Raw genomic sequence first — 11,529 nt, forward strand, 5'->3', positions numbered from 1 at the left:
ACGCGCCGCCGGCCGTACCGCGGGGGTGTTCGCGGCATGGTCCGCGAAGATCGAACCGACACCCGGACCGTTGGCCGAGGCGGCGCGTCAGCTCGCTCGGTCCGCGCAGCTTCCGGCGCACCGGGCGTACCGGGCCCCGAAGGGCGCTATGTCCGCGGGTGGCGCCGCACTGATCGTGATGCAGACCAGTGGGCATCTCCCGAAGAGCGTGTCCGCGATGCTGTTGCTGCGGCAATTGATGAAAGCCATGGAGGCAATTGCCGATGCGCATCGCGCATCAGGCGAACTACACCGTGCACTCGACATCGAGTACGCCGTGCGGAGCGAGCTTGCCACCATCCATGCCTCCCAGCCACGGCTGTCGGTGCCGGTTTCCGCGCGCGACGAAGTATCGACTGAGCAGGGCCGTACGACGACGTCGACACTCACACCTGAGCAGGAGGAGCTGCGGCGGCTTGTCGCGCTTGACAACGCGGCACCACCGTCCGCGGCGGTGCGGCGGTCCGGATCGCCGATTCCCTCCACGCTCGACCCGTCCCCTCGCACCCACGCCGGACGCGACCGCGCACGCGGCTCTGACGGGAACGAAATGTAGGAGAACATGTGGACACACGGGTAGAACTTCACTGCGGGTAACTGCGTGCGACGGGCTGCGCGGGTTCGGTAGCGTTCATTGATGGACCTGGTCACTCTTGTTCTCGCGTCACCACGCGGACGATTTTTCTGCGCGAACGTCGCGTACATGTGCAGTACGGACGAGCGAGCTGCCGACCCTTACCGTCCGCGAACGCCTGCGGACGTGCTCGAGGTGATCGAGGCAGTCGATGTTCGAGCCATCTCGGGGCTGTCCGAACTGGATCTACTCAATGCTCTCGCGTTCGCGACGGACTGTGCACGGTACTGGCAACCGCCGGACGAGGAGGATGTCATGTTCGCCACGCCGGACACCGTGGCGGCTTTACGTCCGGTAGCTGCCGCCGTTCTGGCATCCCCGCTCACCCGGTGGTGGGCGGAGCCAGTCGACCTCGACAACCAGCGGATGATTGGCCGACTGCATTCGAACGACGAGGAGTGGCCGGAATCGACGCTGCCGTACCGCAGTACTGCTGTTGGTCTCGATCAATGGCGTGACCACGTTCTCGCGATGGAAGCACGGTTTCGCACTTGGCGCGCGGAACGTCCGGACAACGCCATCAGTGGTGAATGGTGGTCGACACCGTTACCCAGTGCCGCCCTGCAAACTAGCAGGGCGCGGGATGACGTGGGCGCACTGGAATTGCTCCTGGAGGAAGACTCGTTCGGCGGGGACCAAGCGCGGGTGTGGCCGGTCTCTATCCGCCGCACACCCCGGGTCTACGAGATCACGAATCCGACGGACTGGGCGCGTTTGGTCGACGCGTATCCCTTGGACGTCGTCGAGTCCAAGCGCTCCGATTGGTTCGACACCACCGGTGAGTATCACGACTGGTTCATTCCTGACTGGGCTGCGGTGGCCGACGACTACGACGCAGTGCACCTCACTTTGCACGGCTACCTGACTACACCCGGTCTCGCAATCCCATTGACACGCAACAACGGTGCAACTGTCCTGGCCGGGTGGAACCCGGACACGACGTGGTGGCTGAACAACGACGTCGCGCACGTCGACGACGAGCCCGCCCTGTGGCGATGGTCCGACGATCACTGGGTACGAGCGTGAACCCGGAGAAGGATCCGTCACCGGACGTCTCACTCGTCGACCTGGCGGGGTGTCTCGGCGACCCACTCTCCTTTAGGGACGGGTTCTGGATCGATTGGCACTTCGCTGCCCGTGAGCCGCGCGAGAACAACTCGCCAGTGGAGGAGCTCTGCTTCGGTGGCCTTGAGCTCACCACGCACACCGTGGAGGAATTCGAGCGTGTTGTTGCTGGAGTTGGCCTCCATCCTCTGTGCGATGCGTCCGAGCCGTGCGACCCGCGCGGTCAACTGCTGGACGATCGATTCCACCGGTTGTGCAAGCCCTTCCGATCGTGGGAGGGCGGCAGCGAACCGGTCGACAAGCTCGAACGTCGACTCGTACATCTGATCATGGTGGCAGCTGCGTAACCCCCCCACGAGACCTGTTCCGAAAACGGATCCCCAAAGGGACAATAGTCCGATGTGCGATCGTCTCCCGCTAGCCGAAGCCGACCTTCGTAAGGGGCAAACGGTGATCTACACCGGTCCCGATAATGCACGGGAAATCTACGAGGAACACACCAGGCCCCGAAAATTGTGCAGTGGGCATCCTGGGAGGATTGCCGATCCCACGCGTCAGCACATTCGAGTGGACTGGGTAGGTCTTGAACATGAGCCGATCAGCTATGCGGCTGGCTTCTGCCTAGAGCGCGAGGGATTTGTGCCGGGACTATCTGCCATCACGGAGTCCGAGTACGAGAGTCTCGCAGAACAAGTGCGGTCCACGTCCGATCGCAAACCTCAACTATGACCGATTGAATCTCCTCGGCGTTCTCTCAGCGATGGTTTTCCGTCACAGGTTCAGCTCGGCTTCAGCTTGTCGACGACATCGACAAGAGAATCAGAGTGGTTCACGATGGCGCTAGGCAGGTCGCTTCCAGAGGCGGCCGATCACGTAAGTGTTGGCCACAGTGATCGCGAAGTACGGGACGAGGACAAGGAAGGCTGCGGAGGGAGAGAGCACCGGCGCCCAACTGTTCGGATCCCTCCACTCATCGGGTGACACCGTTTCGGCGACGATGCCGTAGGCGAGGGCGGCGAAGACGATTACCGCTGCTGCGCTGCCGAGTGAAGCGAGCCAGCGCCCGAAGCGGAACTGTTGCTTCAGAGCGGCCGCGCCGAACAGAGCCACCATTGCCACCGGGACGGTCACCACCAGGCCAAAAATGCCGAACAGGTTCCAGGTGACGAGCACATCGCCGATTATCGTTCCGCGATTGTCCTCGATGAGTGCAGCCGGGACCGAGACGACGAGGAGAAGGATTGGCAGCAGCGCCACCCATGTCACCCAGGCAGTATCGTGCGGCCGCCACCCGTGCTTCTTCTCGGCCTCGACGGAGCATCGCGGTGTACCAGTCCCTCCCCGCCCGGTCATTCTGTCAGGTTGCCACAGCATTTTGAGGCTGCCAACCACACGGCGTTCGGGACCACCAGAATTTGCAATTATCGCCGGAAGTCCAAGGCAGTTGACGGCCCGGGCGTACTTGCAGATCGGGGCCTCGGCAGCGAGCTCGCCTCCGACGGCCACGTGTGTGACTGGCTGGCCGTTCTCCCTGTAGGACAGAACTGGGGCTGAGGCTCGCCGGCGCGCGCAACCAATTTGTTCATATCGTTGACCGGTGGCCGATCGGCAACAGGAACGTGGAGGTGTCGTATCGGGGAAGATCCGGAAGCGGGCGTCCTATTGCCGCGGGCGGTGTCAGACAGTCACGGCACGTACCAGGCGCCGGCACCTGGTACGAAGGCGAGTACTCGGGTTCCTGCCTGGTCGGGCACCGTGACCGCGGCAACCACCGTCCCGGAACCTGTCCGGACCTGCGTGCCGCCGGGGTTGTCGAGGTACGTGATTCCGCCCTCGCCGGTCGAGATGTTCCGCCAGTGGACGAAGACGCCGGTGTAGGGCCCCACGCGGGTAACTCCCGGCGTGTCCGGGTCTGTAGTGGCGGTCATGTAGACATGGTTCGCGCTCAAGAGTCCGGTCACGCCAACCCCGATGCCGGCGACCGGAATGGGGAAGACGGTTTCGGTTGGCACCGCGGTAGCCAGCGGCGCTCCGAACAGCAGCGCGCCCACGACTCCGACCGCGGCGCCGACGAGCGAGGAGCCGCGGAGTCGGTGGTGTGGTCGCATCGACGGACCTCCCGGTTCTGTGGTTCGAAAGAGGTGCCGGATCTACCTGTCAGGTTGCTCTGGCGGCATCGCGAAGTAAAGGGCCGGTCGGGACCGTTGGGACTCGCCCTCCGGGTTTGCGGGCAGGACAGGGTCCCGGCGCCATGGTGATCAGGGATATTGGCCGGCACGTCGTGGGAACGCGACGAACGACGTTAGGGATTGTCAGCCGTCGGGGTCATCGGCAGCCGCGGCGGCAGGCATGCGCCGGCGCAACATAAAATGGCTAGGTACCGCTCCGCAAGGGGTCGATCAAATGGCCCCAACCGTCTTGCCCGACTCCGACCCACCCGGCAGGGGCTCGTCAGCTCGGGCGCTCGGGTCGCAGGCTTGGTTGATGGATGGGAACTGTCTCGCCGCTGGCAAGGGTCACGGCGACGTGCAGTTTCTCTCTCCACCGCGCGCGGAGCACCGCAAAGACGACTCCGTCGGCTCCGACACCTCCGGTGTCTGTATCGAGCGACGACCTCACTTCGAACTGAGACACGCCTTCGGCAGCGATTCCGGTCAGTGCCATCCATCCGAACTCTGGTGGTTCCTTCGCGACGGACGGATCGCCGGATTGATGGACGGTCAACCGCGCCAAGTGCGAAGCCCGAAATGAGCGACCGAAGTTAGCGCGGGGATTGGGTACCCCGAGGATGACGGATGCCTTCGGTGAATCGTCGCCTGGCTGAACAACAACCGCCCAACGGGTCGTATCTGCGGCGAATACGACGGCGACATCGGAGTCGCGCTCGATGAGCCGGACTGGACCGAAGCGCTCTCCGGAGGTGGTGCGGTGCATCAAGGGGACCGCTTCGCTCGCAAGCCTCACCGCTGGATGGGTGCGTAGGTCCTCGTCGATTCTGTCGCGAACCGGCAACAACGTGCTCCCCGGTTCGTCCTCCGGTGTGCTCGACGATATTCGGATGCTCATGAACCCTCCACACCGTGCCCTGAGACCCGATGGATAGTCAGCAGGCCCTCCATCGTAGAAGAACAGCTCGCGTGCAATCCGGCGATGTAACCGATCGATGCGGACTGCACGCCATAAGGCGACCGTGTTCCGGGTCGTCGGGCCACCAGCATCCTTCAGTCCTGCTCAAGCTCAGGGTGCCGCCGTAGCAACTCGTCTTCCACTCGGCGGAGCGAGGTGAGTTCCGCGGTGACGCCGTCGAGCCGCCGCCTGGACTTCTCCAACCGACCCTCAAGTTCTCTTATATCAAGCTGTAGCTGGTCGCGCTCAACCAGCAGTCGCCTGATCTGATCGGTGGCGGGGTTGCTGCTCATCAGCCCACGGTAGGTGCCAGAGCGCCAAGTCTGCGCGATCCGTCATCGTTCTGAGACCCCGATAGGCGATCCACAGCCGGGACGAGCGCCAACCGCTGCGGGCACGTGCTGGGCGCCGATCTCGTCTCGGTGAGGGGAGCGCTATCGCTGTTTCCGGACTCTCACTCGCACTGATATGCGCTCTGGGTACTTGGACTTGGATCTGGGAGGTTGGCGAGAACGGTCAATATGCCGCAAACGTAGGCGCGGGACAGCTTCCATTCGTTGTCGGAACGCACGAAGGGGATCGGTCCCACCGGGTAAGGCGCCATACGATCAAGGCGGCCCTGCCCAGTCGCGTTGATCATGTCTGGGCCGACAGGTTCCACGGTGGTGAACTGGATGTATTGGGGTGAGGGTTGCGCACCCCAGGCCCGCGCGATTCGCAAGGTCGTCTGGTCGCTGGGGCCCTCCAAGAGTCGCGCACGGTCCTCCTCGCGTATCGAGTAGTTGGTTGTGGCGTTGTACAGGGCTGTCAGTTGCTCGGCGGTAGGCACGAGATCGGTGAGCACCGCCGGCGGCGGTGCGAACTGGGTGGATTGGACGAAGACGGCCGGATCGCGCGATTCGGTGTCATCGGCGGGCGAGCAGGCGCAGGTCGCGGTTGCGATCGCGACAAGAGCGCTGGCACCTATCGCAGCTTTCCTCACCCTCATGATCTAGGTATCGCCCCGAGTCCACGGAGCGTGACAACCCGTGCCGCACCAGCTCCCTGGAAGCATCTCCATCAGCGATCGGGTGCCGGTCATCGATCGTCATCCATGTGCCGATAGGCGTTCCGTAACGGCGGCGGCCTCACCCATGGGGGTATGGGGGTATGGGTCCTGGCGGAACGGAATGAAATTCTCTGACGATAGACCTGGCGAGCGCTATCCCTTGCGAACGCTGACCACGAAGGATGGCAACATGCTTGCAGCCAGGCAAAACAACGTAAGCGTGGCAACCCTCGCCCTGTGTCTTACGGTTCTGAGCTTGTCGACCGCATGCGGAGTGCCGGACGAGAACCAGCCGAGCACCGACGCTAGTGAGACGACACGGGATGTGCGGTGTCAACAGTTCGAGTCGTTCTCCGGGCAACTGACTGTCGGTAACCCGCGGCCGAGGCGTACTGGGCTGGTGCCACTGATTCCTGGTGAGAATCTACCCGTGCGGGTTCTACCATCGCTGGATTCGGTCGAGCTTGAAGGAACTCCGGATGGCGAGATCGTCACTTTCAAGCTCGGTGGCGACGGATCGGTGGGCTGGTCAGCCCGCTTCGTTCAGATGCCGTTGCTTCGAGGAACGGACGGCGCCGTGCAAATTTCGGGTTCGTGCATTCTGCAGATCGATTTGACCTCAGTGGACTCGAATCAAGTCAGCGAGATCCCTGGACGGCCGATACGGATAACGCCAGACGGCGACGCATCGGCAGTGGTCGAGGTTCTGAGTTATCCGAGTAGCGACAGTGTCGCGCAGTCCTTCGCGGGAACCCGAAGCAGCACACCTAAGGTCACGGTCGACACATCAATCGACAACCGCGTGATCACGGTCGCAATTACTCACTGAAGAACGACACCCGTCCGCGCGCGGACGTCCGCTGAGCGATCCTTCAGCGGAGCGCGCCAGTCAGTGCTTCTGGAACTCGCCGATGACTGTCGTGCCGTCAGCGGCGTATACCGGGACCGTGCGTGGGCCTGTGTCGAATGAGGGTTGCCCGTCCTGGGTTCCCTGCGGCAACTGTCGTACCTGATCGAGAGTTAACGTGGGGCCGAGGAAGTCGCTCTTGGTGATGTATCCGAGTTTGCCGTTACTTGCCCTGGTCGCGATCAAGTCGGGAAGCTGTTCGATGCTGCCCACTGTGCCACCAGGACCGTACGACTGGCCGCGGGCGTTGATCCCCGATGTGGACGCAGGCGGAGGCGGCGGAGGTGGATCTCCGTTAGCGTTTGTAGCCGCGATGATTCCGACAGCGGCCGCCACACTGGCGAGAAGGCCGATGACAGCGAGACGTTTCTGGTGCTGCATGTTGGGCTCCTTAGCCAGCGATGTTTAGTTACCTAGAACGCGTTCCAAGAAATGAGTCGCCCTCCCCTTGCACGTCTGACACCACGCCTCGACTCCCCCAGTACCATCCTTCCTTGGTGGCAGTCCTGTAGGCGAGCATTCGAACAATTGCGGGTAGCAGCCGCCCGGTTAAGGACCCGCCGGGGTGTGCAGATTCGATGGCGAGATCAGCTGCACCGGAGGTCGGTCGGCGACCTATCAACGAGCGCTATCCGGACTAGACGCACCCCGGATCGGGCTTGACGTCGTGTCCCTTCTGGCGGCCGAACTCTTCCAACATCGCTACCGTCGCGCACAGGTACGCTCTGTCGACTCGCCACTGCCCGTCCGACTCACGTACGAACGGCACTTCACGCTGGTTCTCGGTTTCCACGACGGTGCCATTCGGGAAGTCGTACTTGATGGTCCCCGTGGCAACGAGCCGATCCAGTCCATCCGCAGTCACTCCGGTCACATTGTTCGTGACGGTAATTTCCGGTCCGAACCCTCTCGGATCCAATGCCGGGCGGGGGGCGGGCCCTTCACCGGAGATGGTGTCCGCTCTTACGTCGGTGGAGAGCCGCGGATTCTCCAGGGTGTCCAACTTTGCGGCTAACTCACTTGTTGTAGGGAGTGACGGCAACTGGCTAGGCGGTGGCCGGTGAACCACTATGTAGGTACCGACCGACGCGACGACAGCGAGGACTAGTGCGCCGAGACCAGCTGCGATGGTTGAGCGTTTCATCGGTCACACCTCTTCGTCGGGGTCACCTACCGCCGTATGTACATCACGAATGAGGCACTGATGTTCCCAAAGGCGGGCCTCAATGGATTGATCGCTCTGTCACCTCTGCGTATTAACACCGACGGTCACCGCTCCTCTTCCTGATTTGTCGGTTGAACCGACGGCGGCTCGGGCAGTGATAGATGACCGGTCAACGATCCCTCTGTCGGAACGCGAGTGGGGTGTCGCGGTCGACAATGGTCAGGTGAGCATTGAACTGTGCAGAGAGTCCTCTGCCGCGGATTGGCTAAAGAAGCAGGGTCTTCAGTGGTGGCGACTAGCGGTGCGCGGTCCGGTCGGATATCCGAAGTATGCGCGGATGAGGTTCATACCCGATCCGGATTTCCCCGGCCAGAAGGCGAACGACGTCGAGTTCGAGCAGAAGGAACTGTCCGAAAAAGAGCAGGTCGGCGTCGCATTGGACCTCCTGTCGCGATACACAACTACACCGAATGAGTGCTACTTCTGTATGTGGGACGGATGGGATACTGCCATCCACGTCGCGCCCAACTTCGTGATCCCTAACCGCGTCTATTGGCTGTTCCGCGGCACACTCGCGGACTATGCAGACTGGAACGACAGTGACCCTGCGCGGTGGCCTTACGGTTACTCACCTGACCCCGCATTCATTTGGCCAGCAGATCGCGCCTGGTGCGTGACCAACGATGTCGATCCGCACTTCGCAACCATCGGCGCCGACGTGGAAGCAATAGATCAGATCGTGGCCGACCAACGAATCGACGCCGTGCTCGACGACCCAGAGCAAGAGCCACCGTACTGGGGTTAGTCACGGCACCGCGGCGCTGCGCTACGGCGCGATGCTGAAAACCCGCGCTGCGTGGTTTCGGGCCCGCCACCGTTTGAGGATCGGATTCCGGGACAGCAACCTGGGCGGACTCGCGGTCAGCTATTGGAGGTGGTCAAACCTATCGGGCGAGCCGGACTTCCAATACCGGCCTGTCCCCATTCGAAGTCGTCAGGCACCACCAACGGCTGACCATTCCGGTCGACGAACACGACGAACAACACCGGCCAGCGGCCGTGTTCATTGCGCTGGGCATGGACGAGATACGCACTGTCGGACCAGTCGGGGCCGAGCACTGCCCGCGCCCATCCTTCTGCCTCACCTTTCGACAAGGGTATCCACTCGAGGTCGTGGGATGCGCCGGTACGGGGGCGATGGCTGTTGATCCATACCGACAGCTGGCGTGCGTCGGCTGAGGCCGGGAAGCTCCCCCAGGAGTTCGGGTCGTCGCAGGAGCAGTGCACCGTGACGACGCAGCGAGAGGATTCCACCGAGCTACCGGACAGGTGCGGTATTTCCGTGGTCAGCTTCCACCGTGCGGTATCGAACTCCGGCTCGTTCCAATCCTCCAGCGTTCGTCTGAACCAACCGCGCAAATGATGAACGTCTTCGACATAGGTCTCGACGATAATGTTCGCGAACTCGATCGGCGTGCGCTCCACCATCCCAGTCTCGCACCGCAACCCCACGCTGAGTGGCTTCGTGCTCATCACCGTTGGCGGATGGTCAAACGGAGAACTGCAGCCGAGTGAGGGCGGCGATCGAGCAGCTGCAGATCCCGGCGCGAACTCTCACACGCTCAGCACACGCTGGGTACGGTACTGAAAGAGTCGTAGCACCGACCCCACCTTCGCGGTTCGCTATGGGAGATAGGTCCGATGGACACGCTGACGCAGTGCCCTGCACCCGGCCGAGCGCGCGTGCGCCGAAGGGGAGGCGTCGGCCGTGAATAGTGAGACCGCGTGGCCCGAAGTTCTGGTCCGGATGGTCGACGGCCCCGGCCGCGAGATCAGCCTGCGCGGCACGATCCGAAGCCGCAACGGGCGCCATCAACCCGGAAACTTCGGCGGTTGGACGACCATGGGCGACCAGGCCCGACCACAGTTCACCGGTAACTTCAGCCGCGCCCGCGAGACCGTCCACCATGTGTGGCGCATCGGGCCGAAGGTGCGAGTGGAAGATTCGGACGGTCACCCGGTGCTGATCAGTGATGGCAGCCGCAGTTGGAGCTTCACCAGCGGCGACCTTCCCGTCGAGGGCCCCGCCTCCGCGGTGCGTTTCGAAGGCAACGGCACTTACCTGTTGGACTGGCGGTCGGCGACCGAGTTCACCAACGCGGGCTACAGCGAACCCGTTGGCTCGGTGGAGCACGCCACGTTTCTGGGTCGGCCGGCGTGGACGTTCGAGCTCGCGCCCGCCCACCTCGAACCGCACACTCTGCGCCTCGTCGTCGACACCGAGACCGGGATTGTCCTTCAACATCGCTACGAGGCAGTCGATGCCGTCGACGAATGGACCGAGTTCGCCGTCGGCGAGCCGCTCGACGATGCCCTTTTCGAGTGGACCGGCCCCGCCCTGTCCGCCGAGGAGGAAGCGGCACGCGAACGCACCGCACACGAGGACGAACGCGCGCGTCGCAGGCATTGGTTCCGCACACACGTCACCGACCAGCCGTTGACCACCACCGTGCAGGTGGACCTCGGCGTGCAATGGGTGCACACCTACAACGACGACACCGGTGCATTCGAGGCCAGCATCGGCGGCGACCATTTCATCGGAGGATCGTTGGCCCGCCGACGCCGATCCTCTGAGCCCTGGAATCTGCGCTGGGGTGGTGCCGTCCACCGCTGGTCCACTGTCGACTTCGACTGGCAGATCTCCCTACATGACTTCAATCTGAGCCCGGATCGACTCCAGCAGCTCCAAACCCAACTACACCCCGGTGAACCGGCCACCGACTACACCGGCGGGTGAGCACGAACTCCGCACTACCTAAACCTTCGTAGGAACGCGCGCCCACTGGACGATCCTCAATCGGTCCTTCCCAATTCCATCCCCGCCTCGATCTGTCGCCGGTCTCGTCCGACCGGAACAGGTCTATCCCGCTCCTGAACCACGATACGAGTAGTACGGGGGTTCGATGTCGGGATCGTCGACGACGACGTCGATACGCGAGTCGGCCACGAGCCGATCGATCGCGTCCGGGCTTGCGCCGATCGACGCGAAGTGAGGATCGACGTCGCAGGTCACGCACCACGCGTGATCGGATGGCCACACGAACGCGGGGGTGGGTGCTTCAATGTCATCCAGCAGTGTCTTGATCTGAGCGTCCCAGTCGGCGACGTCGGCAAGGGTTCCGTGGAACAGGAAGTAGTCGCGGCCCGGGATCGAGATCTTCGGCGTCGGATCGTCGGCGGTGAAGCTCGGCCACCCGTCCCAGATGCAGAAATAGCAGTCATCAGGCGTGCCGGTGTAGTGGGCGAGCTCGGCCAGGACGACCCCAAGTTGTTCGTTGTCGGTCAGCCCCTCCGGGTCGCGTTGGGCGTCGCCTTCCGTTTGTGCCGGATAGGTCGGGTCTGGGATGAACCGTAGGCGTGCGTACTTGTCGAAGGCGACCGGCCCCCGGGCCGCCAGCCGCGACCAGTGCTCGTGTCGTTGTTCGAGCCAGCGCGCGGCCGACAGATCGACACACCGTGTGATGCTCATTCGACCAGTGTGACCG

Annotated in this window: 14 protein-coding genes and 1 pseudogene; 5 read left to right on the top strand and 10 right to left on the bottom strand. The window is 63.1% G+C overall.

Translation table 11 applies throughout. From position 1 onward, the window contains the following. Together MLGJGCBP_RS00005 and MLGJGCBP_RS00010 are read left to right on the top strand one after the other, a co-directional pair. A pseudogene (locus tag MLGJGCBP_RS00005) lies at positions 1 to 595 on the top strand (relaxase/mobilization nuclease domain-containing protein); the annotation flags it as partial. A gap of 213 nt (positions 596 to 808) precedes the next feature. Continuing rightward, entirely contained in the window at positions 809 to 1,699 is an 891-nt protein-coding gene (locus tag MLGJGCBP_RS00010; RefSeq protein ID WP_236580843.1) for a hypothetical protein, read from the top strand. A 29-nt stretch (positions 1,700 to 1,728) separates the two neighbouring features. On the opposite strand, the gene MLGJGCBP_RS00015 is transcribed toward MLGJGCBP_RS00010, so the two are convergent. The 6 genes from MLGJGCBP_RS00015 to MLGJGCBP_RS00040 form a co-directional block, all read right to left on the bottom strand. Beyond that, positions 1,729 to 2,061, bottom strand: a complete 333-nt coding sequence (locus MLGJGCBP_RS00015; RefSeq protein WP_160093598.1) for a hypothetical protein — start codon at positions 2,059 to 2,061, stop codon at positions 1,729 to 1,731. 517 nt (positions 2,062 to 2,578) lie between these two features. After that, positions 2,579 to 2,995, bottom strand: a complete 417-nt coding sequence (locus tag MLGJGCBP_RS00020) for a hypothetical protein (RefSeq protein WP_160093599.1) — start codon at positions 2,993 to 2,995, stop codon at positions 2,579 to 2,581. A 428-nt stretch (positions 2,996 to 3,423) separates the two neighbouring features. Then, positions 3,424 to 3,846 (bottom strand): hypothetical protein, encoded by a 423-nt coding sequence (locus MLGJGCBP_RS00025; RefSeq protein ID WP_160093600.1) that lies wholly within the window; start codon positions 3,844 to 3,846, stop codon positions 3,424 to 3,426. Between the two features lie 343 nt (positions 3,847 to 4,189). Continuing rightward, entirely contained in the window at positions 4,190 to 4,672 is a 483-nt protein-coding gene (locus tag MLGJGCBP_RS00030; RefSeq protein WP_160093601.1) for a hypothetical protein, read from the bottom strand. A gap of 287 nt (positions 4,673 to 4,959) precedes the next feature. Continuing rightward, complete coding sequence (locus tag MLGJGCBP_RS00035; protein ID WP_160093602.1) at positions 4,960 to 5,157, bottom strand: hypothetical protein; 198 nt, start codon at positions 5,155 to 5,157, stop codon at positions 4,960 to 4,962. A gap of 161 nt (positions 5,158 to 5,318) precedes the next feature. Beyond that, positions 5,319 to 5,852 (bottom strand): hypothetical protein, encoded by a 534-nt coding sequence (locus MLGJGCBP_RS00040; RefSeq protein WP_160093603.1) that lies wholly within the window; start codon positions 5,850 to 5,852, stop codon positions 5,319 to 5,321. Positions 5,853 to 6,033: 181 nt separating this feature from the next. On the opposite strand from MLGJGCBP_RS00040, the gene MLGJGCBP_RS00045 reads away from it, so the two are divergent. Beyond that, on the top strand, positions 6,034 to 6,741 hold the full coding sequence (locus MLGJGCBP_RS00045) for an AMIN-like domain-containing (lipo)protein (protein ID WP_236580844.1): 708 nt from the start codon (positions 6,034 to 6,036) through the stop codon (positions 6,739 to 6,741). Positions 6,742 to 6,801: 60 nt separating this feature from the next. Here the strand turns inward: MLGJGCBP_RS00045 and MLGJGCBP_RS00050 are convergent, their stop codons facing one another. Both MLGJGCBP_RS00050 and MLGJGCBP_RS00055 read right to left on the bottom strand, forming a co-directional pair. Next, positions 6,802 to 7,032 carry a hypothetical protein gene (locus MLGJGCBP_RS00050; RefSeq protein WP_160093604.1) on the bottom strand — a complete coding sequence of 77 codons (231 nt, stop codon included), beginning with the start codon at positions 7,030 to 7,032 and terminating at the stop codon, positions 6,802 to 6,804. 424 nt (positions 7,033 to 7,456) lie between these two features. Continuing rightward, entirely contained in the window at positions 7,457 to 7,822 is a 366-nt protein-coding gene (locus MLGJGCBP_RS00055) for a hypothetical protein (RefSeq protein ID WP_160093605.1), read from the bottom strand. A 385-nt stretch (positions 7,823 to 8,207) separates the two neighbouring features. Here MLGJGCBP_RS00055 and MLGJGCBP_RS00060 point away from each other — a divergent pair, with 385 nt between their 5' ends. Beyond that, the gene (locus MLGJGCBP_RS00060) at positions 8,208 to 8,789 is read left to right on the top strand and encodes a hypothetical protein (protein ID WP_160093606.1); all 582 of its coding nucleotides are present in this window, start codon (positions 8,208 to 8,210) and stop codon (positions 8,787 to 8,789) included. A gap of 116 nt (positions 8,790 to 8,905) precedes the next feature. Here the strand turns inward: MLGJGCBP_RS00060 and MLGJGCBP_RS00065 are convergent, their stop codons facing one another. Continuing rightward, complete coding sequence (locus tag MLGJGCBP_RS00065) at positions 8,906 to 9,472, bottom strand: hypothetical protein (RefSeq protein WP_160093607.1); 567 nt, start codon at positions 9,470 to 9,472, stop codon at positions 8,906 to 8,908. Between the two features lie 280 nt (positions 9,473 to 9,752). Between MLGJGCBP_RS00065 and MLGJGCBP_RS00070 the strand changes: the two genes are divergently transcribed. Further along, the gene (locus tag MLGJGCBP_RS00070) at positions 9,753 to 10,781 is read left to right on the top strand and encodes a hypothetical protein (RefSeq protein WP_160093608.1); all 1,029 of its coding nucleotides are present in this window, start codon (positions 9,753 to 9,755) and stop codon (positions 10,779 to 10,781) included. Between the two features lie 123 nt (positions 10,782 to 10,904). On the opposite strand, the gene MLGJGCBP_RS00075 is transcribed toward MLGJGCBP_RS00070, so the two are convergent. After that, complete coding sequence (locus MLGJGCBP_RS00075; protein WP_160093609.1) at positions 10,905 to 11,513, bottom strand: hypothetical protein; 609 nt, start codon at positions 11,511 to 11,513, stop codon at positions 10,905 to 10,907. Between the last annotated feature and the right edge of the window lie 16 nt (positions 11,514 to 11,529).

Source organism: Rhodococcus sp. T7, from assembly GCF_009872365.1.
In the GTDB taxonomy this organism is placed as follows: Bacteria; Actinomycetota; Actinomycetes; order Mycobacteriales; family Mycobacteriaceae; genus Rhodococcus_F.